Origin of the sequence: Sphaerisporangium perillae, assembly GCF_023276435.1 — a bacterium.
GTDB lineage: Bacteria > Actinomycetota > Actinomycetes > Streptosporangiales > Streptosporangiaceae > Sphaerisporangium > Sphaerisporangium perillae.
The window spans coordinates 62,959-88,084 of record NZ_JALLPO010000038.1; the positions used below are offsets into that span (position 1 = coordinate 62,959).

Consider the following 25,126-nt stretch of genomic DNA (forward strand, 5'->3'; position numbering starts at 1 on the left):
GACGCGAGGACGGCTCAGATGATCTCGTAGAGCAGCTCGGGCCGTCCCAGCCCGCCGTAGCGCGGGACGCGGCGCACGCCGCCGGTGTCGATGAGATGTTCCAGATAGCGCCGGGCCGTCACCCGCGACACGCCGATCGCCGAGCCGACCGCCTGGGCCGACATCCCGCCGGGGGCCCTGCGCAGCTCGCCCGCCACCGCCGCCAGGGTGGCCTCGGTCATCCCCTTGGGCAGCGGCGTGCGGCCCGTCCCCCTGAGGGCCGACAGCACCCTGTCCACCTCTCCCTGGCCGCTGACCTCGCCCGAGCCGTCCATCGAGGAGCGGAACTCGGCGTACCGGGTCAGCTTCTCGCTGAGCGCGGCGAAGGTGAACGGCTTGAGCAGGTACTGCACGACCCCGACCGACACCGCCGACCGGACCACCGAAAGGTCTCGGGCGGAGGTGACGGCGATGACGTCGCAGAAGACGCCGGCCGCCCGCAGCGCCCGGCACACGTCGAGCCCGTGCATGTCGGGCAGGTACAGGTCGAGCAGCACCAGGTCCGCCGGGTGGCGCCGCAGGAACCGCAGGGCCTCCCCGCCCGACCGGGCGGTACCGGCCACCTGGAAACCCGGCATCCGCTCGACGTAGAGCCGGTTGGCCTCGGCGGTGAGCTCCTCGTCCTCGACGATCAGAACCGAGATCACGGCGACGCGACCCTCTCCAGCGGGAGGCGCACGGTGAACACGGCACCCGCGTCGCCGTGGCCGACCTCGATCGTCCCGCCGAGGCGGCGGACCGCCTGGCCGACCATGGCGAGCCCGAGGCCCCGGCCGTCGCCCTTGGTCGTCCATCCTCGCCGGAAGGCCTCCTTCGCGGCACGCGCCTCCAGCCCTGGACCGCTGTCGGACACCCGGAGCAGGAACCCGCCGTTCTCGTCGCGCAGGTGGACGCGCACGCGGGCGGGGGCCGCGCCGGCCATGGCGGCCTCCACGGCGTTGTCGATGAGGTTGCCGAGGATGGTCACCAGGTCGCGGGCGTCGAGGCTGACGTCGTCCAGCCCGCTGTCCGGGCTGATCGAGAGCTCCACCCCGCGCTCGGCGGCCTCGGCGGTCTTGCCGAGGAGCAGCGCCGCGAGCACGGGCTCGCGCACGGCGCCGACGACCCGGTCGGTGAGCTGCTGGGCGGTCTTCAGCTCCGCCGTGGCGAAGGCGACGGCCTGCTCGGCACGGCCGAGCTCGACCAGCGTGACCACGGTGTGCAGCCGGTTGGCGGCCTCGTGGGCGGCCGAGCGGAGCGACTCGGCGAAGCCGCGTTCGGCGTCGAGCTGCCCGGTGAGCGCCTGCAGCTCGGTGTGGTCGCGCAGCGTCACGACGGTGCCGAGCGTCCGTGCGCCCGAGCGGACCGAGGCGGCGCTGACCACGAGCACCCGGTCGCCGGTCAGGTGGATCTCGTCGGACCGGTCCTCGCCGGAGGCCAGCGACTCGGCCAGCGAGGGCGGCAGGAGGCCGGCGATGTCCCTTCCCTCCGCGTCGGGGGGCAGTGCGAGCAGCTCGCGCGCCCCGTCGTTGGCCAGCGCCAGCCGGTGGTCGCCGTCGACCAGGAGCAGGCCTTCGCGGACCGCGTGCAGGATCGCGTTGTGGTACTCGTACATGCGCCGCAGCTCCGCCGAGCGCAGGCCGTGGGTCTCCCGGCGCAGGCGCGTGCCGACCAGGTAGGTGCCCGCGCTCGCCGCCGACAGGCCCACCAGCCCGGTCAGCAGCGCGGCCACGATCTGGTCGCGCGACTGGGCGCTGATCTTGTCGATGGTGATGCCCGCGCTCACCAGGGCGCGCACCCGCCCGGCCGCGTCCCGGACGGGCGTGACGGCCCGCACCGAGGGGCCGAGCGTGCCGGTGTAGATCTCGGTGAAGGTGCGCCCCGCCAGAGCGGGCGCGGTGGTGCCGAGGAACCGCCCGCCGATCCTCAGCGGATTGGGATGGGTGTACCTGCGCCCCTCCCTGTCCATGATCGTGATGAAGTCCATCCCCGCCTCCCTGCGCACGCGCTCGGCGTACGGCTGGAGGACGGCCGAGGGATCGGGGTCGTCCAGGGCGGCGAGCACGGCGGGGGAGTCCGCGACGCTGATCGCGGCCGTGCGGCTCGTCCTCGCGGCCTGGTGGGTGAGCAGCCGGCTCGTGTGCCAGACGGCGAGGAGGGTGCCGCCCGCCACGGTGATCCCGACGACGACGATCTGGAGGGCCAGCATCTGCCGCGCCAGGCTCCATCGTCTCGGCCCGGAGAGGATCGCCGTCACGCGCTCCACCTTTCCAGAGGTTCACCGGTCCGCGTGGCGCGGTGGTGGGGCACCGGGTCCGCGACGCGGCAATGTACGTAATGTACGCAATAGTGACCCAGATCACTCCGACGGCGCATAGTCACTCGACCGAAGACTCACCTTTCCGCCCGCACGGGCGAACATACGAAAGACTAGGAGCGTCGCGTGACCACAGCATCAACCCCGGCGCGCCGGGACCCTACCCGCTATCTGTATCTGGCGGTCGTCGTCGCGGTACTCGCGGGGATCGCGGTAGGGCTGCTGGCCCCGGAGGCGGGCGTCGCGCTCAAGCCACTCGGCACGGCCTTCGTGGCGCTGATCAAAATGATGATCAGCCCGATCATCTTCTGCACGATCGTCCTCGGGGTCGGATCGGTCGCCCAGGCCGCGAAGGTCGGCAAGGTGGGCGGCCTGGCCATCGGCTACTTCCTGGCCATGTCCACGGTCGCCCTGGTGATCGGCCTGATCGTCGGCAACCTGCTCCATCCCGGCGATGGGCTGCAGCTCACCGACGAGCTGCGCAAGGCGGCCGAGGAGCAGGCGGCCAAGGGCGGCGAGAGCGACACCACCTCGTTCCTGCTCGGCATCATCCCGACCACGTTCCTGTCGGCGTTCACCAGCACCCAGGTGCTGCAGACGCTGCTGGTCGCGCTCCTCACCGGCTTCGCGCTGCAGAGGATGGGCGCGAAGGCCGCTCCCATCCTCCGGGGTTTGGAGCACATCCAGCGGCTCGTCTTCCGCGTCCTGGCGATGATCATGTGGGCGGCCCCGGTGGGCGCGTTCGGCGCGATGGCGGCGGTGGCCGGCGCGGGCGGATCCGACGCTCTGCGCAGCCTCGCGGCCCTCATGGGCGCCTTCTACCTCACCTGCCTGCTGTTCGTGGGCCTGGTGCTCGGGCCGATGCTGTGGCTGGTCGCCCGGATCAACGCGCTCACGCTGTTCCGCTACCTCGGCAGGGAGTTCCTGCTGATCCTCTCGACGTCCTCCTCGGAGTCCGCGCTGCCGCGCCTGATAGCCAAGATGGAGCACCTCGGCGTGAGCCGCGCGGTGGCCGGCATCACCGTGCCCACGGGATACTCCTTCAACCTCGACGGGACCGCCATCTACCTCACCATGGCGACGCTGTTCGTCGCGCAGGCGACCGGGGCTCCTCTGTCGGTCGGGGAGCAGATCTCCCTGCTCGTGTTCATGATCATCGCCTCGAAGGGCGCGGCGGGGGTCACCGGCGCCGGCCTCGCGACGCTGGCCGGCGGCCTCCAGTCGCACCGGCCGGGCCTGGTCGACGGCGTGGGCCTGATCGTCGGCATCGACCGGTTCATGTCCGAGGCCCGCGCGCTGACGAACTTCGCCGGCAACGCGGTGGCCACCGTGCTGATCGGCACCTGGGTACGGGACTTCGACCGGGAACGCGCCGAAGTGGTGCTGTCCGGGGGCGATCCGTTCGACGAGGCGACGTTCGTCGACGACGTCGACGACGTCGACGACGAGCCCGGCGAGGAGCAGGGCCCCGGCGGTGGGCAGGGGTCGGGCGAGGTCGCCCCGGAGCCCGTGCCGGTGCGCTGAAGCAGGTGAACCGGCCACGGCCGTGCCGCGTACCTCCTGGCGTCGCATCCCGCGGACGTCCGCCGTCATGGAGGAGGCCACCGTTGGCCGGTTCCACCGATCTCAACCTGCTGCGCGCTGAGGCGCACAGCCCGTCGTACTTCTCGCTGCTGCGCGGGACGTCCGGGCTCCAAGGTGCTCCGGTGGACTTCTGCATCCCCTGCAACCCCTACTTCCCCACGCCGGAGGTGTTCGAACTCCTCGGGAGGAACATCACCACCATCCTGAAGTACTACCCGAGCGACGCCGACACCATCGCCGCCGAACTCTGCTCGGTGCTGGGGCTGAAGCCGCAGACGGTCGTCATGGGCAACGGGTCCACCGAGCTGATCACCTGGATCGACCACCTGCTCGTCCATGAGAGCCTCGCCATCCCCATCCCCACCTTCGGCCGCTGGACGGACCAGCCCATGGAGACCGGCAAGCGCGTCGACATGTACCCGCTGCCGGAGGACCAGGGCTTCGCTCTGGACATCGAGGCCTACGTCCGGTTCATCCGGCGGCGGGGGTCGCGGGTCGCGGTGATCTGCAACCCCAACAACCCCGACGGCGGCTACGTGTCGCGCGCGCAGGTCATCGAGCTCCTCGACACCCTGTCCGATCTGGACCTGGTCGTCGTGGACGAGTCGTTCATCGACTTCGTGGACGCCGAGGCCCACACCAGCGTCGCCGACGAGGCGGTGATCCGGCCGAACGTGATCGTGCTGAAGAGCCTCGGCAAGAACTTCGGGCTCCACGGCATCCGCTTCGGCTACCTGGTCGCCAACCCCGCGCTCGCCGCGAAGGTCCGCCGCATGCTGCCCAAGTGGAACCTCAACTCCTTCGCGGAGTCGGTCGTCTTCATGCTCAAGGAGCACATGCGCGAATACCAGGACAGCCTGCGGCTGCTGGCCGCGGACCGCCGGTCGATGTTCCAGCAGCTCTCGACGCTGCCAGGGGTCACGGTGTACCCCTCGCAGGGCAACTTCCTGATGGTGAGGCTGCCGGAGGGCAAGGACGGCAAGGCGCTACGCGACCACCTGTTCTCGGCGCACAACGTGTTCGTCCGCGAATGCGGCAACAAGCTCGGCTCCAGCAGCCGGTTCCTGCGCCTGGTCGTCCGGCCGAGGGTGGACGTCGAGCGCCTGATCGACGGGATGCACTCCTACCTGTTCTCCGTCGGCAACGGCAGGGCCACCGCCGCGATCGGCGCGGCGCCCTCCCGGCCGGCGCAGGCCTCCCAGAGCGCCCCGTCCCGGTACGAGCCGCCCGCCTCGAGCGCGCCCTCCCGGTACGAGTCGCCCTCCTCCTACGACTCGTCCCCGTACGCGGCGTCCCCCTCCTACACCTCGCCGTCGCCGTACGCGGCGAACTCCTCGCGGGGAGAGTCCTACGCGACGCCGGCGTCGCCGTCCGCGAAGGAGCCCGTCGCCTACCTGACGGAGCCCTCCACGATCACACCGCCCTCCTACCAGAACGGTGCCTCCTACCAGAGGGACTCCTATCAGAGGGACCCCTCGGCGGGATCCGCCTCCTATCAGCGCAGGGACGGCTACTCCGGCTCCTCCTCCTACGAGCCCGACCCGTTCGTGGTCGGCAGCGACGATCCGCGCCACGGGCGCCTGGACCCGCTCGACACGACGGCGAGGTGGACGTTCGACGAGAACACCGCCCCCTTCAACGCCGTGTCCGACCGGACTCGCCGGTACGACGGCCGCAGATCCTGACCGGCGGCCTCGCCGTGCGACGCCGGCACCGCGGCTGCCGGCCCGGCGCGGGCCGCTCGCCCTCTGAGGGCGCGGCGGACCCTCAGCGCGGGCGACCGGCGCGGTGGACGTCCCTGGTCAGCGCGGTCAGCCGTGCGGCGGAGCCGGCGAAGGAGGCCCCCGCCGGCTGGAGGGTGAGCACCACGACGATCAGACGGTCGCCCTCGCCGGTCAGCCCGGTCGTATGGAGCACCGGGCGGGCGAGGTTCACCGGCGGCCGGCCCGCCGCGCCGGTCGCGGCGGAGACGCCCGTGGCGGAGGTGCTCGCGGGGGAGGTGCTCGCGCGCGTGGCGCCGCATCTCACGGCGGGGGTGGAGCCGTAGCCGGACCACCCTTGCTTGACCGCCCACGGCCGGGGGACGGCGCTCGGGATGCCGAAATACTGGTCGAAGTGGTCGGTGGCGCACCGCGTGGCGTGCCGCAGGTGGCCGAGGATGAGGTCGCGGACCTCCGGCCGGGCCTTGTCGAGCAGGTAGCGGTAGGTCAGCACCACGTCGGAGGCGCTGAGCGCCGTGTAGCCCCAGAAGCCCGGCCTGGACGCGGGCGGCGGACCGCTGTCCTTCAGGCCGATGCGGCGCACCACGCGGTCGACGATCGCCCGCTGGCCGCCACGCCGCCAGAACGCGGTGGCCGCGTCGTCGTCGCTGGAGCGCAGCATGCGCTTGAGCAGGTCGCGGTCGGCGGCCGGGATGGAGGTGCCCGCCTTGCGCGACTCCAGGTAGTCGAGCGCGATGAGGATCTTGACCACCGATGCCGACCTGAAGCGGCTGTGCACCTTGTACGCGAGCGTCGCCTTGCCCGTCGTCCGGTCGAACACCATGTAGCTCGCCGTCGTGCCGGCCGGGACGCGCGGCGCGAGCACCACCTCCCGGGCGCTCGCCGCGGCGGCCGGTGGCGCGGGCACACAGGTCGCTGCGAGCAGGGCGGAGAGGGCCATCGCCAGCGGCGCCCTGAGCAAGTACGGCATCATGCGCACGATACCGGTAATAAGGGTCGCAGGGGCTGATGAGGAGTGACATGAACGTGCTGGGAATCGACATCGGCGGATCGGGCATCAAGGGTGCCCCCGTGGACACCACGACAGGGGCGCTGTCGCAGGAGCGCCTGCGCATCCCGACGCCCGACCCGTCCGAACCGGAGGCCGTCGCCGGCGTCGTACGGCGGATCGTGGACCACTTCGCGTGGAAGGGACCGGTCGGGGTGACCTTCCCTGGGGTCGTGGTGGAGGGGATCACCAGGACCGCGGCGAACGTGGACCGCGCCTGGATCGGCCTGGACGCGCGCAAGCTGTTCGCGGACGCGACCGGCCTGGAGGTCACCGTGCTCAACGACGCCGACGCGGCGGGCATCGCCGAGGCGAGGTTCGGGGCCGGTCGTGGCCGTGGAGGGCTCGTGGTGGTGCTGACCTTCGGCACCGGGATCGGCAGCGCCCTGCTCATGGACGGCGTTCTGATCCCCAACACCGAGTTCGGGCACATCGAGATCGACGGCCACGAGGCCGAGCACCGGGCCTCCGACCACGCGCGCGAGGCGCACGACCTGAGCTGGGAGAAGTGGGCCGGCCGGGTGCAGGAGTACCTGGAGCGCATCCAGGCGCTGCTGTCCCCGGCGCTGATCGTCGTCGGCGGCGGGGTCAGCAAGAAGGCGGAGAAGTTCCTGCCCTACATCGAGCTGGCGGGGACCCCGGTCGTGCCGGCGATCCTGCTGAACGAGGCGGGCATCATCGGGGCCGCCCTGGCCGCCGGGGGGCGTCCGTGAGGGTGCCATGGCCGGATGTGGCCACCGGCGCCGATCACATCACCTTGCTCTTTCCGTGTTTGCCCTTGCCCCTGAGGGCACCTTTAACAAGGTGAGCCGGAAGGAGGAATCGTGGAGGTGACCATCGCATTGCGCTTGCCGCGCGATGCAGCGAGCGTGTCCGTCACCCGGCAGATACTTGGTGCGGAGCTGGAGATCCTCGGTGTCGAGCCGCAGATCAAGGAGGACATTCAGCTGATGCTCAGCGAGGCGTGCTCGAACGTGATCAGGCACGCCACGGAGACCGACGAGTACACCGTGACCGCGCAGCTCGTGGCGGACAAGTTCCTCATCACGGTCCTTGACACCGGAAGGGGGTTCGACCCCGACAAGGTCGACACGCGCTCTCCGATGGCCGAGAACGGGCGCGGGTTGCAGATCATGCGGGCGCTGGCCGACGACGTCCGCTTCATCAACCGTCCCCTCCATGGGGCGATCGTCTGCTTGGAGAAGGCGCTCCGGTACGTCCATGATTCCCCCGGTGAGCTGCTTCGCGCCCACTGAGTCGGCGGCGCGAGGGCCCCGGGGGAAGGCCCGCCGGGCCCGCTGGGAAGGGCCTGGCGGGGAGGGCCCGGCGTAAACCGTTGGCGAAGACCGGGGGAAGGTTGCTTATCCTTGCCGGTGGCGGTCGTCTGACGAGACGGCCCGGAAAGCGACCATGGGAACGTCTTCGTTGAAATCGCCCCTGACCGATCTTCGTGAACGCCTGCCCGCGCTGATGCTGCGCGACGAGCTGCGGCTGCGCCGCCGCCTCGACGGCGCGCGGCGCGTCCGCGACGGCAAGGCCCTGCGGGCGATCGCCGACCAGGTCGCCACCGAGATCGGCGCCGCCGAGGCCCGGGTCGACGCCCGCCGGGCGCTCGTCCCCGAGATCACCTATCCGGCGAGCCTGCCGGTCAGCCAGCGCAAGGACGACATCCTCGAGGCCGTACGGGACCATCAGGTGGTCATCGTCGCCGGGGAGACGGGCTCGGGCAAGACGACGCAGATCCCGAAGATCTGCCTGGAGCTCGGCCGGGGGGTCAGGGGACAGATCGGTCACACCCAGCCGCGCCGCATCGCGGCGCGCACGGTGGCCGAGCGCATCGCCGAGGAGCTCGGCACCCCGCTCGGCGACGCCGTCGGCTACAAGGTTCGCTTCACCGACCAGTCCGGCGAGGGCACGCTCGTCAAGCTGATGACCGACGGCATCCTGCTGGCCGAGATGCAGCGCGACCGGCTCCTGTCGCGGTACGACACGCTGATCATCGACGAGGCGCACGAGCGCAGCCTCAACATCGACTTCCTGCTGGGCTATCTGAAGCAGCTCCTGCCGAAGCGGCCCGACCTCAAGGTGATCATCACCTCGGCGACCATCGACCCTGAGCGCTTCTCCCGGCACTTCGGGGACGCCCCGATCGTCGAGGTGTCCGGCCGCACCTATCCCGTCGAGGTGCGCTACCGGCCGATCAGGGAGGAACAGGAGGACCAGGCGCAGGCGATCGTCGACGCGGTCGACGAGCTGTGCGCCGAGGGCCCTGGCGACATCCTGGTCTTCCTGAGCGGCGAGCGCGAGATCAGGGACACCGCCGAGGCGCTCAAGGGCCGCAAGGAGGAGGTCCTGCCGCTGTACGCTCGCCTGTCGGCGGGCGAGCAGCACCGCGTCTTCCAGGCCCACCGGGGGCGCAGGGTCGTCCTGGCGACCAACGTCGCCGAGACCTCGCTCACCGTCCCCGGCATCAAGTACGTCGTCGACCCGGGGTTCGCCCGCCTCTCGCGCTACAGCCACCGCCTGAAGGTGCAGCGACTGCCGATCGAGTCGATCTCGCAGGCGTCCGCCAACCAGCGCAAGGGGCGCTGCGGCCGCACCTCCGACGGCGTGTGCGTCCGGCTGTACTCCGAGGAGGACTTCCTCGGCCGGCCCGAGTTCACCGACCCTGAGATCCTCAGGACCAACCTGGCCTCGGTCATCCTGCAGATGACCTCGCTCGGCCTGGGCGACATCGCGGCCTTCCCGTTCGTCGAGCCGCCGGACCAGCGGCAGGTGAAGGACGGCGTCAACCTGCTGCAGGAGCTCGGCGCCTTCGACGAGCACAAGAAGCTCACGGCGATCGGCGGCAAGCTCGCCCAGCTCCCGGTGGACCCCCGGCTCGCGCGCATGGTCCTGGCCGCCGACGGCAACGGCTGCGCCGACGAGGTCATGGTGATCGCCTCGGCGCTGTCCATCCAGGACCCGCGCGAGCGTCCCGCCGACAAGCAGGCCCAGGCAGACCAGAAGCACGCCCGCTTCGCCGACAAAGAGTCTGATTTCCTGACTTATCTGAAGCTGTGGGACTACCTGCGCGAGCAGCAGAGAGAGCTGTCCTCCAGCCAGTTCCGGCGGATGTGCAAGGCCGACTTCCTCAACTACCTGCGCGTGCGCGAGTGGCAGGACATCTACAGCCAGCTCAAGCAGGTGGCCAAGGGCCTCGGCGTCACGCCCAACACCACGCGCGCCGACCCGTACCAGATCCACGTCTCCCTGCTCGCCGGCATGCTGTCCCACATCGGGCTGATGGACGTCGAGAAGGCCGACAAGAACGACCCCGGCCCGCGACGGCGGTCTTCCCGCGAGTACATCGGGGCGCGCAACGCCCGGTTCGCGATCTTCCCGGGCTCGGCCCTGTTCAGGAAGCAGCCGCACTGGGTGATGGCCGGCGAGCTGGTGGAGACCTCCCGGCTGTGGGCGCGGGTCGTCGCCAAGATCGAGCCCGAGTGGGTCGAGCCGCTCGCCCAGCACCTGGTCAAGCGCACCTACAGCGAGCCCCACTGGGAGAAGAACCAGGGCGCCGTCATGGCGTACGAGAAGGTCACGCTGTACGGCGTGCCGATCGTCGTGGACCGTAAGATCAACTACGGCTCGGTGGACCCCGAGCTGTCCCGGGAGCTGTTCATCCGGCACGGCCTGGTCGAGGGCGACTGGGACACCCACCACCGCTTCCTGAAGGAGAACCGCCGGCTGCTGTCGGAGATCGAGGAGCTGGAGAACCGCGCCCGCCGCCGCGACATCCTGGTCGACGACGAGACGCTGTTCGACTTCTACGACAAGCGGGTGCCCGACACCGTCGTGTCGGCCGCCCACTTCGACAGCTGGTGGAAGAGCAAGCGGCAGAGCGAGCCCGACCTGCTGACCTTCTCCGCCGACATGCTCATCAACAAGGGCGCGGACGCCGGAGACCTGCAGGAGGCCTACCCCGACGCCTGGCGGCAGGGCGGCCAGCGGATGCGGCTCACCTACCAGTTCGAGCCGGGGGCCGACGCCGACGGCGTGACCGTGCACGTCCCCCTCCAGGTGCTCAACCAGGTCGAGGGCGACGGCTTCGACTGGCAGATCCCGGGCCTTCGCGAGGAGCTGGTCACCGAGCTGATCCGGTCGCTGCCCAAGCCCCTCCGGCGCAACTTCGTCCCGGCGCCCAACTTCGCCAAGGCCGTGCTCGAGCGGGTGACGCCCGGCAGGGAGCCGCTCGTCGAGGCGGTGGCGCGCGAGCTGTCCGGGCTCACCGGCGTGCGGGTGCCGCCGGACGCCTTCGAGCCCGATCGCCTGCCCGAGCACCTGCGCGTCACCTACCGCGTGGTCGACGAGCACAAGCGCACGGTCGCGGAGGACAAGGACCTGCCGGCCCTGAAACGGCGGCTGGCGCCCAAGCTGCGCGCCACGCTCGCCCGGGTGGGCGGGAACCTCGAACGCACCGGGCTGCGCTCCTGGACGTTCGGCGAGCTGCCCCGGCTGTTCGAGCACGGCCGGGTCAAGGCCTACCCGGCACTGGTCGACGAGCGCGACAGCGTCGCGATCCGCGTCTTCGAGACCGAGGCCGAGCAGCGCTCCGCGATGTGGGCGGGCATGCGGCGGCTCGTCCTGCTGAACGTCACCTCGCCCGCCAAGGCCATCCTGCGCGGGCTGACCACCCAGCAGAAGCTCGCGCTGAGCCACAGCCCGCACCGCGACGCCGCCGAGCTGTTCGAAGACTGCGTCAGCTGCGCGGCCGACAAGCTCATCGCCGAGTCGGGCGGCCCGGCATGGAACGCGGCCGACTTCGCGCGCGTCCACGACCACGTGCGCGCCGAGCTGTTCGACACCACCTCCGAGGTCGTGGCCAGGGTCGAGCGCATCCTGGTGATCTGGCAGGGCGTGCGCAACACCCTCGGCCCGATGAAGGACCCGCAGGACGTCCTGGAGGAGATCGACGAGCACCTGTCGACGCTCGTCTTCCCCGGCTTCGTGACCGCGACCGGCTACAAGCGCCTTCCCGACCTGCAGCGCTACCTGCGGGCGGTCGAGCGGCGGCTGACCAAGCTCCCCGACGACCCCTACCGCGACCGTGAGCTGATGCTCAAGCTCGACGAGATACGCCTGGCGTATGAGGAGACGGTGGACAGGCTGCCCCCGGCGCGAAGGTCGGAGCAGGCCGTCACCGACGTCCGCTGGATGCTCGAGGAGCTGAGGGTCAGCTACTTCGCCCAGACGCTCGGCACCCCGTACCCGGTCTCCGACAAGCGCGTCCACAAGGCCCTGGCCCAGCTCACCGCCTGATTCACGCCAGAAATAGCCCGTGTCGAGATCGTGTGGGGTGCGACCTTCGCGATGTCATGACCATTTCCTGCCTCTTCGTGTTCGAACGAACACGATCAGTATCGCAAGTGTCGCGTATCGATGATTGAAAAGACAAGCGAGGCGTCCGGCATCCTCGGCGCGAGCCTCATCATGCGCCTGGCATCCTCCGGGCCGGTCGTGGAGCGACCGGGGGCGCGGCGGGCCCGGCTCGCCGCGCCACCCGTCTTTGCGGGGGAGATAAGGGGCACAGGGCAAGTAAGGTCGAACAGCACGCATATGGGAGGAGAGTCGTGATCCGGGCAGTGGTCTTCGACGTCGGAGAGACGTTGATCGACGAGACGCGCATCTGGACTCGGTGGGCCGACCGGCTGGGGGTCTCGCGGTTCACCATGCTCGGGGTCCTCGGCGGGATGGCGGCGCTGGACCGCCCGCACACGGACGCCTTCCAGGCGGTACGGCCCGGCATCGACCCCTACGCCGAGATCGAGGCCTGGCGGCGTGACGACCCGGACGGCCTGCGGGAGAACTTCGACGGCGGCGACCTCTACCCCGACGTGCGCCCCGGCCTGGCCGCGCTCCGCGAGGCGGGCTACCAGCTGATCATCGCGGGCAACCAGCCGCCGCAGGCATACGCCGCGCTCGCCGCCATGGACCTGCCGGTCGACTCCGTCCACACCTCCGACGGGTGGGGGGTCAGCAAGCCCCACCCGGCCTTCTTCGCCAAGGTCGCCGCGGTCGCCGGCCGCGAGCCGGGCGAGATCCTCTACGTCGGGGACCGGCTCGACAACGACGTCATCCCGGCCCGTGATGCGGGGATGCGCACCGCGTTGCTCCGCCGCGGCCCCTGGGGGCACCTGCACGCCGAGCGTCCGGAGGCCGCCCTGGCGGACATGATCGTAGACGGCCTGCCCCAGCTCGCGGTCCTGCTCACCGAGGGCCGTGCCGGCGGCCCGGACGCCGCCTGAGGGTCACACCCGCCTGTCCGGACGCCGCCTGAGGGTCACATCCGCCAGCCCGGGCCGGGCGCCCGCTCCGCGGTGGCGGGCCGGTCGTCCAGGTCGTGGTCGGGGTCGGGCGGCAGGTCCTCGTCGACGTCGGAGATGATCAGGTCGTGCGGCAGGAGCACGACGGCGGTGGTGCCTCCGTACGGCGAGCGGCGCAGCGTCACCTTGGCGTTGTGCCGGTCGGCCAGCTGGCTGACGACGAACAGGCCGAGCCGGTCACTGTCGGCCAGGTCGAACTCCGGCGGGTTGACCAGGCGGTGGTTGAGCTCGGCGCGGTCCTCGTCGTTCATCCCGAGGCCGCGGTCCTCCACCTCGACGGCGAACCCCCGGCCCACGAGCTCTCCCCGGATGTTCACCCGCGTGCTGGGCGGAGAGAAGACCGTGGCGTTCTCGATCAGCTCCGCCAGCATGTGGATCACGTCGGCGACGGCCGTGCCGATCAGCGCGGCGTCCGACATCGGCATCACGGTGACGCGCGTGTAGTCCTCGACCTCCGCGACCGCCCCGCGGACGACGTCGTGCATGGGCACGGGCTTGCGCCACGCCCGTCCGGCGGGCGCGCCGGACAGGATGATCAGGCCCTCCGCCTGGCGGCGCATCCGGGTGGTCAGGTGGTCGAGCCGGAACAGGTCGGCCAGGGCGTCGGGCGCGCTGGTCTTGCGCTGCATGGCGTCGAGCTGGGTGAGCTGGCGGTGGAGCAGCGACTGGTTGCGCCGCGCCAGGTTGCGGAAGACCAGGCTGACGCCCTTGCGCAGGTCGGCCTGGCCGACGGCGGCCTCGACGGCGGTGCGGCGTACGGTCGAGAACGCCTGGGCGACGTCCCGCACCTCCAGGGTGGTGCCGGTGACCAGGATCGGCGGCGCCTCGCTCTCGACGTCCACCGGCTCGCTGTCGCGCAGCTTGGCCACGACCCGGGGGAGGCGTACGTCGGCCAGGTCGATGGCCGCGCTGCGCAGGTGGGCCAGCTCCCCGGCGAGCCCGCGTCCGAGCCGGGCGGACAGCACCACGGCCATGAGGATCGCGACGAGGCCGAGCCCGGCCGCGACGACGACCTCCGCGATGATCCCCGAGGCGGTGGCGTCGGTGCGCTCGTTGAGCAGCTTGGCGCGGCCGGTGACGAGCTGGTCGATGCGCGAGCCGAGCGTGCCGGCGAGCGGCTGCCAGGCGGCGGCCTGCTGGGGAGCCCCGCCCTGGGTGATCACCTGGTTCTCCATGGTGGTCAGCCGCTTGTAGTCGGCGGAGGCCAGCAGGTCGTCGAGCGGGCGGCGCAGCTCGGTGTCCAGGGCCTCGAGCCCTCGGTCGAGCAGCAGCCGGCGTCCCGCGACCATCTGGGCGAAGGTGCGCTGCTCCTCGTCGCTCAGCGTGTTCTGCAGGATGGCCCCGGATAGCAGGGCGTCCTCCTGGGACAGCAGCTCGCGGGACCTGACGACGGTCTGCAACCCGTTGGCCTTCCGGTACAGCGCGAGGTCCGGCACGGTGACGAGCTGGTCGTACATCTGGTAGAGCGAATCCTGGATCTTGGTGTATTCCTGGATCGACTTCAGGCGGTTCGTCGCGCGGCCGTCGACGCCCTGCCGCAGCGCGCCCAGCCGGTGGATCTGCCTTTCCAGCTCCGCGAGGCCGGCGGTCACCTCGGGGCCGGTCGCCGACTGGGCCTCCAGGGAGGTGGCGCGCTGGTGGAACAGCACCACGGCCCGGTCGGTCTCCGCGCGCGTGGCCGACAGGCGCCCCCCGTCGGGTGAGTCGCCGCTGAGCAGGATGGCCGACAGCTGGCGCTCCTGTTGCACGTGCGCGGCCAGGACACCGGCCGGGGTGGCCACCTGGTCGAACAGCGTGACCGCTCTGCGCAGGTCGAAGAAGTCGCCCACGAGGTTCCCGGTCATGAAGACCCAGAGCACGATGAGCGCCACGATCGGCAGGCTGAGCAGCGAGTACAACTTGAACCGAATAGTGCGATTTTGAGGGGCCATGTCTCCGCGCCTAGCGTGAGGCCTACGTAAGGTACTTCGGGGTGATATCGCGCGCACTTTCGTGAAGATCGCAGCGAGGTTAGCACCCATGACGGGTCTCCGGGGTGGACTTCGGGAGGTGTACGCGACCGGCCTGGTCACCGCCTGTGACCGTGGCGGCGCACCTGCCCGGCCCGTCCTCGATCAGCGCCTGGTACGGGTCGCGCTCGCCGGGGTCGAGGGCGAAGACGGCGAAATCGCACCGCGCGCCCGGCTCCAGCACGCCGATCCGGCCGGGGCCGTCGGACAGGCCGAGCGCGCGGGCGCCGCCGGCCGTGGCCGCCTCCACCAGGCGGCGCGGGAGGTCCGCGGCCCGGTACCCCTGCTCCCGGGCCAGCGCCTGGAGCACGCGCACGTCCTCCAGCAGGTCCAGCGACGGGCTGGAGGCCAGCGAGTCGGTGCCGACGGCGATCGGGCCGCCCTCCTCCAGCAGCGCCGCGACCGGCGGCCCGTCCAGGCCGAGGGTGCGGTTGGACCGCGGGCACAGCGCCACGCTCACTCCGCGTTCGCGCAGCAGCGCCCGCTCCTCGGCGTCGAGATGGACGCCGTGGGCGACGTGGCAGTTCGGGCCGAGCAGTCCGAGCGCGTCCAGGAAGGCGACCGGACCGTGGCCGGTGCCGCCCGCGCGCAGGATCTCGAAGTCGAACCCGAGGTCGCGGACCAGCCGGGCGATCGGCCCGGTGCCCGAGACGGTGTACTCGCGCTCGTGAACCGACTCCAGCAGGTGGATGTGCTGGCGCAGGCCGAACCTGCGGGCCAGGACGCCGAGGTCGGCGAGCACACCGGTGTCCAGCGTGTAGGGGGCGTGCGGCGAGATGCCGATCATCCCCCCGCCGGGGGCGTCCATGGTGCCGCTGAGCTCGCGCACCGTCGAGGTCAGGTGGTCGCGCCCGGTCTCGGCCCAGCTGGCGTCGGTGTCGCCCAGCACCTCCAGGTAGGAGATGCCGCCCAGGCCCGTCTGGTTCGGCACGGGCATCGCCTCGATGTCGGTCACGACGTCCGCGACCGCCGTCGTGCCGTGCCGGAGCGACAGGAGGGCGCCCTCGCGGGCGCTCGCCGCCCAGTCGGCTCCCCCGGAGGAGAAGTAGACCGCGTCGAAGGCGTTCGACCACTCCTCGAAGGAGTCGTACACGCGCGCGCCGACCTGCGCCATGCGGGTGAACTGCAGGTGGGTGTGCGCGTTGACCAGCCCCGCGACGATCATCCCGGGCCAGCGCAGCTCCTGCCCGCCCGGGTGGCCGGTCAGGATCTCCCGCCGGTGCCCCACCGCGAGCACCCTGCCCGCCCGTACGGCCACGGCGCCGTCGCGGATCGGCGGGCGGGAGATGGGGAGCAGGAGCGGCGCCGAATGGATCACGGCACCCATACGGTGCCCGTCAGTCCGAGGATCTTGGCGGTGACCATGACGGCGGCCATGGCGGCGAAGCCGGCGAGGATCAGGCGGTCGATGCGGTCGAAGGCCAGCTCGCGCATCCAGGTGCGATGCCGGCCGCCGAATCCCCGCAGATCCATGGCGTTCACGGTGTCCTCCGCGTCCATCAGGGCGTTCACCGTCAGCGGGATGACCACCGGCCGCAGCGCCAGCAGCTTCTTCACCGGGTTGCGGCTGCGGCTGTGTTCGTACCCCCTGATCCGCTGGGCGTCCACGGTCTCGTGCAGGCTCGCCCAGGTGGAGGGCAGGAACCGGAAGGTCAGGTCCACCCCGTAGGCCAGCCGCTGTGACAGCCCGAGCCGCGCGAACGCCACCCCGAGGTCGGAGGGCGCGATGTTGAACGCCACGGGGAAGCCGACCATGGCCAGGGAGATGTAGCGCACGAGGATGGTCGACGCGTACGACAGGGTGGTCCAGGTGATGGCCGTGTGGGTGATCGGGGCGGTGAACAGGACCTCGGCGTTCCCGTCCACACGGGTCTCCGCCGAGGTCAGGATGCTGTTCACCACGACCAGAATCGTGGTGATGGTCAGCATGAACACCCAGTTGGCCCGGACACCGCGCCACGGGATGCCCGCGGCGCGGTAGTAGACCAGGGCGACCGCGGTGCACAGGAGCACGGCGCGGAGGTCGTCGATCCCCGCCACGGCCACGAGATAGAGCACGGGAACCAGCAGGAGCACCCGCGGATCGCGGCGGCTCAGGAAAGAACCCGCGCCCAGGTAACGCGGCGTGACGTCCACCCTGTTACCGTCCGGTCCGCTTGGACAGCGGCTCCCAGATGGCGTCCAGCGCCGGGGTGAGGATGACGACGGCGATGCCGTCCGCCAGCAGGGCGGGCAGGTAGTTCAGCGTGAAGACGGTCTTGAGGTCGATGCTCTGCACCCAGAGGTCGGTGACCACGAAGAGCAGGCCGATGGCGGTGGCCAGCAGCGCTCCGAGGGCGGTCACGACCAGCCGCACCGCCTCGCTGGCGATCGGCGGCAGGTACAGGAAGATCAGTGCGGCGACCGCGCCGACCAGGCCGTTGGCGACGCTCCAGTTCCAGTACGTGAGGCCGTAGCCGGAGATCAGGTCGATGATGGCGTTGCCGACCAGCCCGACGAAGAACCCGGCGACGACGCCGAAGCGCTTGCCGAAGAACGGCACGAGGGCGAAGGCGGGGCGGACCGTGACGGCCTGCGTGCCGGGGATGAGGAAGCTGAACAGGCCGAGCACGCCGTACAGCGCCGCGCCGACGGCGCCGAAGACGACCGTCCTGGAGGAAAGGGATAAGACAGGCTCTCGCGGGGTGGTTGCGTCCGTACTCATGAGGGGGTGGTTCCTTCCTTGGGGGAGGGGGTGGAAGGGGCAAGGAGTGAAACACGGCGGGCGAGATCGAAAGGATGGGGGATCGATCCCGCGTCAGGGAGGTGGTCGCGGACGGCGCGCACCAGGCTGGTGGCCGCGAGGCCGGCCCGCGACCAGATGCCGGTGTCCCTGGCCAGCTCGGCGGGGGAGGCGTCGGCGGCCACGCCGCCCTGGTCCACGACGATGATCCTGTCGGCGTAGGTGAGGGCGAGGTCGACGTCGTGGGTGATGAAGTAGACGCTCTCCACGCTGCGCGCGGCCAGGGAGTGGCCCATGAACTCGGTGGTGGTGTGCAGGTCCTGCCCGGCCGTGGGCTCGTCGAGGATCAGCGTGCGCGGCCGCATGGCGAGGGCGAGGGCCACGGTGAGGCGGCGCTGCTGGCCGAAGGACAGCGTGCGCGGCGGCCGGTCCATGATGTCCTTCTCGCCGTCGAGGAGCACGGCCCGCAGGGCCTTCTCCGACTCAGCGGCGATCTCCTCGGGGCTCATGCCGAGGTTGCGCGGGCCGAACGCGAGCTCCTGGCCGACGGTGGCGCTGAACAGCGCCTGGCCGGGGTTCTGGAACACGTAGCCGAAGGTCGTGGCCAGGCTGAGGACCGACCGCTCGGCGATGGGGGAGCCGTCCACGAGGACCTCGCCGCGCGAGGCGGTGACCAGCGTCACGGCGGCGCGCAGCAGGGTCGACTTGCCCGCTCCGTTGGGGCCGAGCACCGCCACCCGCTCGCAGGAACCGAGGGCGAGGTCGATGTCCGACAGCACGGTGCGCTCGCCGTACCCGAGGCTCACCCCCTGGTACGAAAGGCGCGGGGTGCTGGTCTCGGGCACGGACCGGCGGATCATCGGCACGGTGGGGAGCTCGGCGGCGCGCGACACCAGGGTGGCGAAGGGCAGCTTGACGTGGCCGACCGGCGCCACCTGGAGGAACCCCTCGACCGGGCCCTGGTAGCGGGGCGCGCCCTCCTCCAGGTAGAGCACCTCGGTCGGCCCGAACGGCAGGATCTCCTCGATGCGGTGCTCGACGACGACGGCGGCGCCGCCCTCGTCGGTGAACCTCCTGATCTCGGCCATCAGGCGCAGGCTCGCCGCGGGGTCCAGGTTGGCCAGCGGCTCGTCCACGATGACGACCTTCGGGCGCATCGCCAGCACGCCCGCGAAGGCGACCATCTGCAGCTCGCCGCCACTGAGGCTCGCGGTCGCGCGGTCCAGCAGGTGGGAGATGCCGACCCGGCGGGCGACCTCGTCGATCCGCAGGCGGATCTCCTCGCGGGGGAGGCCGAGGTTCTCCGGGCCGAAGGCGATCTCCGCGGCCACGGTCGTGCCGACGATCTGCTTGCGCGGGTCCTGCAGCATCGTGCCGACGACGCTGGAGACCTCACGTATCGTCTGACCGGCCACGGGCCGCCCGCCCACGAGCACCTCTCCGGTGACCTCGGCGCGGTAGGAGTGCGGGATCAGCCCGTTGACAAGGCGCAGCAGGGTGCTCTTGCCGCAGCCGGACGGCCCGCTGACCAGCGTGAGGTCCCCGGGCCCGACGGTGAGGCCCGTCCCGCGCAGCGCGGTCTGGCCGGTCGAAAGGTAGCGGACGCTCGCGTCACGGACCTCGATGAGCGCGGTCATGACGGATCACCCTTCTCCTTCCGGCGTACCGGGGCGCCTCGGAAGCGCGTGCCGGACCTTTGTCCAGAGGAGATTAAAGGGGAGATCATCACCCCAGCGCAATTATTGATGAAAAGCGGGATTTTTCGCGGCCTGGCCGAATCATCGCCTTTCGGATGACTGAATTACATTCGTGTAAACCCTCGGGGCGGGAGGTTACGCGGCGGTTTCCAAGCGCGCGGTCCGGCGTCGCTTCCGCCGGTGCGGAAAAGGCCGCCGGGCCGTGCCCGCTATGCGGCCGTGAGCGAGAGCAGGTGGGTGCCGGCCCGCCGGGCCTCGTCGATGCTCCTGCGGAAGACCAGCTCAACCTGCTGGGCCTGCCCGTTCAGGCCCTCGATGTGCGGGACGGCGAGCCGGTCCTCGACCGTCTCCGCCAGCAGCCGCTCGTAGTCCGGGGTGCGCTCCCGCAGCACCCCGAGTTGCCGGTAGGCCCGGTAGACCGCGTCGGCCCTGCGCACCTCGCGGGCGTACTCCTCCAGGCTCTCCACGCGCGCGGCGAGCGAGCCGCGCACCCGGTCGAACACCTCGTCGTAGGGAGTGAAGACCTCGGCGATGTCGGCCGGCAGGTCCCGGGGCACGATCTCCTCGTGCTCCCGGCGGGTCCGGGTGAGGTCGGCCAGCCGCACGCCGAGCCGCCAGACCTCCGCGGGGAGCATCACCGAGTTGGCGATGGAGTCCAGCAGGCCGGCGCCGTCCACCTGCGAGTTCAGCACCTCATCGACGGCGTCCTGGGTCCGGGCCAGCAGGTCGCGGCACTCCTGGTCGAGGTCTTCGGGCAGGATGTACCGGCCGGCGTGCCGGGAGGCCACGCGCAGCCGGCGGCGGGCGTCGCGCACCTTGGGGTCGCCGGTCAGCGCCTGGGCGCCGCCGAGGCCGGTGACGATGGCGACGAGCGTCACCATGCCCCAGGGGCCGGTCAGCGCCAGGGCGAGCAGCAGGAAGATCGCGACGGTGCCGATGAGGGCCGGGCTCGGGCCCGGCGGCGGGGGTGTCACCCCGGCGCGCACGGCCTTGAGCGCCTCGGGGCTGGTCCGCAGGATGCGGGCGATCTCTGGGGGCAGGGCCGGGTCGAGGACGAGACGGGGAAGGGGCGTCCGTGGGTCCACATGACCTCCTTCGGGGAAGGCGGTGAGCGGGCGGAGCCCAGGGAGGGCTCGCTCATTTACATCACGTGCGGGCCGGCGTCACGATGGCAGCCGCCACGTAACGGACATGTCTTTTGACACTGTGCCCCCCGCTGCCCTCTTCGTGTGGACATAAGGCATATAGGGTTAGAAGTGATGAATGATCTAACGAGGTGGATAGCTCTTGACGGAGCCGTCAACGTGCGAGACCTCGGTGGTCTCCCCACGGTCGACGGCGCGACGACCAGATTCGGGCGGGTGCTGCGCTCGGACAACCTCCAGGGCCTGACGGGCGCCGACATCGGAAGGCTCGTCGGCGAGCTGAAGCTCAGGGATGTGATCGACCTTCGCTCCCACGCCGAGGTCGACCTGGAAGGGCCCGGTCCGCTGACCGAGGTGCCCGAGGTGAACATCCATCACCTGACCCTGTTCCCCGAGGGCGGCCGGCACACCGACGTCGAGGCCGACACGGCTGGCCTGGACGACAACGGGAGGGCCGTCGGCGCGCCGACCCGCATCGAGGCCGACCGCGTGCTCCCCTGGCAGGACAGGCAGGACCGCGCCGAGGTCAGGGTCCTCGGCTTCTACTACGCCTACCTGCTCGACCGGCCCGACTCGGTGCTCGCCGCCCTGCGCGTCCTCGCGTACGGCGAAGGCGCGGCCGTCGTCCACTGCGCGGCGGGCAAGGACCGCACGGGCGTGGTATGCGCCCTGGCGCTGTCGGTGGCCGGGGTGACCCGCGAGGCCATCGTCGCCGACTACGCGGCGACCGGCGAGCGGATGGAGGCCATTCTGGCCCGGCTGCGCAGCAGCGACACCTACCGCGACGACCTGGACTCGCGTCCGGCCGACAGCCACCTGCCGCGCCCCGCGTACATGGACCACTTCCTCCAGATGCTCGAGGAAAGGGACCAGGGGCCGCTCGGGTGGCTCACGGCGAACGGCTGGACCGATGAGGACGCCGCCGCGCTACGCTCCCGCCTGCTCGACTGAGTCCAGCCCGGACGCGGCGGGCGAGGCCGGCGCGACGACGCGGCCCTCGGCCGCCGAGGCGCGCGCGGCCTCCAGCACGGCGAGGGCCTCGGCGACCTCCAGCGGATCCACCGGCGGCGGCCCGCCGCCGGTGAGGGCGCCCGCGACGCCGGCGTAGAACTCCTGGTAGGCCCCGGGCACGGTCTCGACCCTGCGGCCGTCGCCGTCCACGCCCAGCACCCCCCAGCGCTCGGCGGGCTCGGCGCCCCAGCCGGGGCCGCCCGGGCGTTCGCCCGCGCGCAGCCTGTCCTCCTGAGGGTCAAGGCCCCACTTGACGTACGCGCCGCGAGATCCGAGCACGCGGAACCTCGGCCCGAGCTGGGCCGTCACCGCGCTCATCCACAGGTGGGAGCGCGCGCCGTTCGCGTGGGTCAGCGCGATGAACGCGTCGTCGTCCGCGCCCACCCCGGCCCGCCGGACGTCGGCCTCGGCGTACACGCCGGTCACCGGGCCGAGATAGCGCAGCGCCTGGTCGACCAGATGGCTGCCCAGGTCGTACAGCAGGCCGCCCAGCTCGTCGGGGCCGCCGTTCTCCCGCCAGCCGCCCTTGGGCACCGGCCGCCAGCGCTCGAACCGCGACTCGAACCGGTGGACCTCGCCGAGGTCCAGAGTGCCCAGCGTGCGGAAGTCGCCGTCCCAGCGGCGGTTCTGGAACACCGTCAGCATCAGGCCGCGATCGCGTGCCAGCCGCGCCAGCTCGACGGCCTCGGCGGCGGTGGCGGCCAGCGGCTTGTCCACCACGACCGGGACCCCGGCCGACAGGGCCAGTCGGGCGAGCGGGACGTGGGTGCGGTTGGGCGAGGCGACGACCACCAGGCCGAGGTCACGGCCGAGCAGGTCCTCGGCGGAGGGGACGACCCGCACGCCGGGATGCTCGCTCCGGACGCGGGCCGCCCGCTCCGGATCACGCGTCACGACGGCGTCGAGCCGCAGACCGGGCGTGGCCGCGATCAGGGGCGCGTGGAAGAACGCGCCGGCCGGGCCGTACCCGATCAGGCCTACCTTGATCACGAGTCTTTCTCGTCCCGCTCGGCGAGGAAGCGCTCGAACTGCGCGGCCAGCTCGTCCCCCGTCGGCATGGGAGTGGTCTCGGCCATGAGGTTCTCGCGCTCGGCGCCCGCGTTGAACGCGTCGTACTGCTGTTCCAGGCCGTGGATGGCCGTCGACAGCTCGGCCGAGCCGATGATCTGCTCCTCGATCTCGGCCGTCGTCTTCTCGGCGGCGTCGCGCAGGCCGTCCAGGGGGAACACCAGGCCGGTGCCCCGGCTCACGGCCTCGAGGGCCGTCACCGCCGCCCGGGGATACTCCGCCTGGGCGAGGTAGTGCGGGACGTGCACGGCGTACCCGAGCGCGTCGTGGCCCCGGGCGCCGAGCCGCAGCTCCAGCAGCGCTGCGGCGCTGCCGGGCACCTGGATCCTGCCGAACGGGCTGCCCGGGCCGGTGACCAGGTCGGGCCTTGTCCCATGGGCGGTCAGGCCCAGGGGACGGGTGTGCGGCGCGGCCATCGGGATGCCGTGCACGGTGACCAGCTTGCCGACGTTCAGCCTGGTGACCAGGGTGCCGACCGCCTCGGTGAACAGCTCCCACTCACGGTCGGGCTCCGGGCCGCTCATCAGGAGGAACGGGGTGCCCGCCGCGTCGTTGGCGAGGTGGACCGCGAGCTCGGGGGACTCGCACTCCGTCCAGCGGTCGGTGTCGAAGGTCATCAGCGGGCGCCGCGACCGGTAGTCCAGGAGGCGGTCCACGTCGAACGTCGCCACGACCCGGTGCTCCAGCTCGGCGAGCAGGTGGCCGACGGCGAGCCGTCCTGCGCTTCCGGCGTCCACGAACCCCTCGAAGTGGTAGAGCAGCACCGGATCGGTCAGCTCAGGGACGTCACCGCCGAGCCGGTAAAGATCCGTCGGGTCGAACACCTTGGGTCCCAGCCTTTCTTTCGTCTCTCAACAGAGAACCTATGGGATGTCCCGTCGATTCCGCCGGGCGAGTGGACGGCTACCCGCCCGTCGTCCGGTCGCACCCCGGCGTTGCACAATAGAGGGCGTGCGGGACGACGCGGACGTCGAGGAACTCGCCACCCGGCTGTTCCAGATGGCCAGGTCGGGCGAGACAGAGCTGCTGTGCGCCTACGTCGACGCGGGGGTGCCGGCCGACCTCTGCAACGACAAGGGCGACACGTTGCTGATGCTCGCCGCCTACCACGGCCACGCGGGCACGGTCCGGGCGCTGGCCTCGCGGGGCGCCGATCCCGGCAGGGCCAACGACCGGGGGCAGACGCCGCTCGCGGGAGCGGTGTTCAAGAAGGAGCCCGAGGTGGTGCGCGCGCTGCTCGAGGCGGGGGCCGACCCTGGCCAGGGCACTCCCTCCGCGTTCGACACGGCCAAGATGTTCGGCCACGCCGAATTCCTGGAATGGTTCGCGCACAAGGAAAAATAACGTTCCACATCACTCGGTATCGCGCTGTAGTTATGCGAAGTTTTTGTTGCCATGATGTGGAGATGGCTGATTTAACGCCGTCCAAGCTCCTTCTTCCGTCTTTGTCGTGTCCGTTCCCCAGTCTGGTCAGCCCGTACGCCGACCAGGTCGATAAGGAGACCTTCTCCTGGCTCGTCGCCGGGAGGATGATCGAAGATCCGTCCGAGCTGGACCGTTACCGCGAGGCGGGATACGGCTGGCTCGGCGCCCGCACCTACCCCTACGCCGGCCACGACATGCTCCGCCTGGTGACCGACTGGTGCGTCTGGCTGTTCGCCTTCGACGACGCGTTCTGCGAGTCCGACCGGCGCGCCGCGGAGATCGCCCGCGCGCTGCCGCAACTGCTCACCGTCCTGGACGACGATCTCCAGCCAGGCCTGCGCGTGGAGAACCCCTTCGCCCTCGCCATGCTCGACATCAAGGGACGCGTCCGCGCCGCGGGGAACGCCGACCAGCTCGACCGCTGGCGCACCGTGACCAAGGACTACCTGTTCGCGCAGGTGTGGGAGGCCGCCAACCGCGAGGACGCCGTGGTCCCCACCTACGGGGACTACATCTTCATGCGGCGCAGGACCGGCGCCATGCTGACGGTCTTCGCGCTGATCGACCTCGCGACCGGGCACCCCTTGACCCCCGACGAGTGGCGCCACCCCGACCTGCGGGCGATCACCGAGAGCGCCAACGACGTGGTCGTCTGGGACAACGACCTGCTCTCGTACGCCAAGGAGAGGAACGGCGTCAACGCGCGCAACAACCTCGTCAACGTGCTGGCCAGGCACCGGCACCGCTCGATCCAGCAGTCGATGAACCACATCGGCAGGATGCGCGACGCGGCCATCATGCGGATGGTGGCCCTTCGCGCCGCGCTGGAGGCCCTGCACTCCACCGCCGTCGCCGCCTACGTCCGCGGCCTGGAGCACTGGATCAGCGGGAGCGTCGCCTACTCCCTGACCAGCAGCAGGTACACCCACGCCTGGCGGGATTTCCTGCTCACCGGCACCGGCCATCCCGAACAGAACTGAAGCGAGCCGGCCCGCC

20 protein-coding genes are annotated in these 25,126 nt (G+C 71.2%); 9 read left to right on the top strand and 11 right to left on the bottom strand.

The annotated features are described in order from the left end of the window. Window positions 1-14: 14 nt before the first annotated feature. Window positions 15-686, bottom strand: a complete 672-nt coding sequence (locus MYF83_RS31665; protein ID WP_248964422.1) for a response regulator — start codon at window positions 684-686, stop codon at window positions 15-17. Further along, a complete protein-coding gene (locus MYF83_RS31670; protein WP_248964423.1) occupies window positions 683-2,275 on the bottom strand; it encodes an ATP-binding protein in 1,593 nt (530 codons plus the stop codon). The genes MYF83_RS31665 and MYF83_RS31670 overlap by 4 nt, the downstream gene beginning before the upstream one ends. A 186-nt stretch (window positions 2,276-2,461) precedes the next feature. Between MYF83_RS31670 and MYF83_RS31675 the strand changes: the two genes are divergently transcribed. Further along, a complete protein-coding gene (locus MYF83_RS31675) occupies window positions 2,462-3,859 on the top strand; it encodes a cation:dicarboxylate symporter family transporter (RefSeq protein ID WP_248964424.1) in 1,398 nt (465 codons plus the stop codon). An 83-nt stretch (window positions 3,860-3,942) separates the two neighbouring features. Further along, window positions 3,943-5,604 (top strand): pyridoxal phosphate-dependent aminotransferase, encoded by a 1,662-nt coding sequence (locus MYF83_RS31680; protein WP_248964425.1) that lies wholly within the window; start codon window positions 3,943-3,945, stop codon window positions 5,602-5,604. An 82-nt stretch (window positions 5,605-5,686) separates the two neighbouring features. On the opposite strand, the gene MYF83_RS31685 is transcribed toward MYF83_RS31680, so the two are convergent. Beyond that, window positions 5,687-6,613, bottom strand: coding sequence for a serine hydrolase (locus MYF83_RS31685; RefSeq protein ID WP_248964426.1), 927 nt, complete (start codon window positions 6,611-6,613; stop codon window positions 5,687-5,689). Window positions 6,614-6,660: 47 nt separating this feature from the next. Between MYF83_RS31685 and ppgK the strand changes: the two genes are divergently transcribed. The 4 genes from ppgK to MYF83_RS31705 all read left to right on the top strand — a co-directional run bounded on the left by ppgK (window position 6,661) and on the right by MYF83_RS31705 (window position 12,975). Beyond that, entirely contained in the window at window positions 6,661-7,401 is a 741-nt protein-coding gene (gene ppgK, locus MYF83_RS31690; protein ID WP_248964427.1) for a polyphosphate--glucose phosphotransferase, read from the top strand. A gap of 111 nt (window positions 7,402-7,512) precedes the next feature. Then, window positions 7,513-7,944 carry an ATP-binding protein gene (locus MYF83_RS31695; protein WP_248964428.1) on the top strand — a complete coding sequence of 144 codons (432 nt, stop codon included), beginning with the start codon at window positions 7,513-7,515 and terminating at the stop codon, window positions 7,942-7,944. Window positions 7,945-8,098: 154 nt separating this feature from the next. Next, window positions 8,099-11,989: an ATP-dependent RNA helicase HrpA gene (gene hrpA / locus MYF83_RS31700; protein WP_248964429.1), complete on the top strand. Its 3,891-nt coding sequence runs from the start codon at window positions 8,099-8,101 to the stop codon at window positions 11,987-11,989. A gap of 311 nt (window positions 11,990-12,300) precedes the next feature. Further along, window positions 12,301-12,975 (top strand): HAD family hydrolase, encoded by a 675-nt coding sequence (locus tag MYF83_RS31705; protein ID WP_248964430.1) that lies wholly within the window; start codon window positions 12,301-12,303, stop codon window positions 12,973-12,975. A gap of 35 nt (window positions 12,976-13,010) precedes the next feature. Here the strand turns inward: MYF83_RS31705 and MYF83_RS31710 are convergent, their stop codons facing one another. From MYF83_RS31710 to MYF83_RS31735, 6 genes are all read right to left on the bottom strand, one after another. Next, the gene (locus MYF83_RS31710) at window positions 13,011-14,984 is read right to left on the bottom strand and encodes a sensor histidine kinase (RefSeq protein ID WP_248964431.1); all 1,974 of its coding nucleotides are present in this window, start codon (window positions 14,982-14,984) and stop codon (window positions 13,011-13,013) included. 79 nt (window positions 14,985-15,063) lie between these two features. Then, entirely contained in the window at window positions 15,064-16,389 is a 1,326-nt protein-coding gene (locus tag MYF83_RS31715; RefSeq protein WP_248964432.1) for an amidohydrolase family protein, read from the bottom strand. Continuing rightward, window positions 16,377-17,198 carry an energy-coupling factor transporter transmembrane component T family protein gene (locus tag MYF83_RS31720; RefSeq protein WP_248964433.1) on the bottom strand — a complete coding sequence of 274 codons (822 nt, stop codon included), beginning with the start codon at window positions 17,196-17,198 and terminating at the stop codon, window positions 16,377-16,379. Before MYF83_RS31720 ends, MYF83_RS31715 begins: the two co-directional genes overlap by 13 nt. A gap of 4 nt (window positions 17,199-17,202) precedes the next feature. Beyond that, window positions 17,203-17,766, bottom strand: a complete 564-nt coding sequence (locus tag MYF83_RS31725) for an ECF transporter S component (protein ID WP_248964434.1) — start codon at window positions 17,764-17,766, stop codon at window positions 17,203-17,205. Further along, a complete protein-coding gene (locus MYF83_RS31730; protein ID WP_248964435.1) occupies window positions 17,763-19,421 on the bottom strand; it encodes an ABC transporter ATP-binding protein in 1,659 nt (552 codons plus the stop codon). Before MYF83_RS31730 ends, MYF83_RS31725 begins: the two co-directional genes overlap by 4 nt. Window positions 19,422-19,690: 269 nt before the next feature. Next, a complete protein-coding gene (locus tag MYF83_RS31735; protein ID WP_248964436.1) occupies window positions 19,691-20,566 on the bottom strand; it encodes a hypothetical protein in 876 nt (291 codons plus the stop codon). 219 nt (window positions 20,567-20,785) lie between these two features. Here MYF83_RS31735 and MYF83_RS31740 point away from each other — a divergent pair, with 219 nt between their 5' ends. After that, complete coding sequence (locus MYF83_RS31740; RefSeq protein WP_308201528.1) at window positions 20,786-21,577, top strand: tyrosine-protein phosphatase; 792 nt, start codon at window positions 20,786-20,788, stop codon at window positions 21,575-21,577. On the opposite strand, the gene MYF83_RS31745 is transcribed toward MYF83_RS31740, so the two are convergent. Then, a complete protein-coding gene (locus MYF83_RS31745; RefSeq protein WP_248964438.1) occupies window positions 21,554-22,627 on the bottom strand; it encodes a Gfo/Idh/MocA family oxidoreductase in 1,074 nt (357 codons plus the stop codon). The genes MYF83_RS31740 and MYF83_RS31745 overlap by 24 nt on opposite strands. Continuing rightward, window positions 22,624-23,529 carry a proteasome assembly chaperone family protein gene (locus MYF83_RS31750; protein ID WP_248964439.1) on the bottom strand — a complete coding sequence of 302 codons (906 nt, stop codon included), beginning with the start codon at window positions 23,527-23,529 and terminating at the stop codon, window positions 22,624-22,626. Before MYF83_RS31750 ends, MYF83_RS31745 begins: the two co-directional genes overlap by 4 nt. Before the next feature lie 175 nt (window positions 23,530-23,704). Between MYF83_RS31750 and MYF83_RS31755 the strand changes: the two genes are divergently transcribed. Continuing rightward, complete coding sequence (locus MYF83_RS31755; protein WP_248964450.1) at window positions 23,705-24,049, top strand: ankyrin repeat domain-containing protein; 345 nt, start codon at window positions 23,705-23,707, stop codon at window positions 24,047-24,049. A gap of 62 nt (window positions 24,050-24,111) precedes the next feature. Next, entirely contained in the window at window positions 24,112-25,110 is a 999-nt protein-coding gene (locus MYF83_RS31760; RefSeq protein ID WP_248964440.1) for a 4-epi-cubebol synthase, read from the top strand. Window positions 25,111-25,126: the final 16 nt, after the last annotated feature.

What these genes read in the sequence shown, in the direction of transcription:
- MYF83_RS31685 (WP_248964426.1), bottom strand. Translation starts at nt 6,613, where the DNA reads ATGATGCCGTACTTGCTCAGGGCGCCGCTGGCGATGGCCCTCTCCGCC.
- ppgK (WP_248964427.1), top strand. Translation starts at nt 6,661, where the DNA reads ATGAACGTGCTGGGAATCGACATCGGCGGATCGGGCATCAAGGGTGCC.
- hrpA (WP_248964429.1), top strand. Translation starts at nt 8,099, where the DNA reads ATGGGAACGTCTTCGTTGAAATCGCCCCTGACCGATCTTCGTGAACGC.
- MYF83_RS31710 (WP_248964431.1), bottom strand. Translation starts at nt 14,984, where the DNA reads ATGGCCCCTCAAAATCGCACTATTCGGTTCAAGTTGTACTCGCTGCTC.
- MYF83_RS31715 (WP_248964432.1), bottom strand. Translation starts at nt 16,389, where the DNA reads ATGGGTGCCGTGATCCATTCGGCGCCGCTCCTGCTCCCCATCTCCCGC.
- MYF83_RS31725 (WP_248964434.1), bottom strand. Translation starts at nt 17,766, where the DNA reads ATGAGTACGGACGCAACCACCCCGCGAGAGCCTGTCTTATCCCTTTCC.
- MYF83_RS31730 (WP_248964435.1), bottom strand. Translation starts at nt 19,421, where the DNA reads ATGACCGCGCTCATCGAGGTCCGTGACGCGAGCGTCCGCTACCTTTCG.
- MYF83_RS31755 (WP_248964450.1), top strand. Translation starts at nt 23,705, where the DNA reads ATGGCCAGGTCGGGCGAGACAGAGCTGCTGTGCGCCTACGTCGACGCG.
- MYF83_RS31760 (WP_248964440.1), top strand. Translation starts at nt 24,112, where the DNA reads ATGGCTGATTTAACGCCGTCCAAGCTCCTTCTTCCGTCTTTGTCGTGT.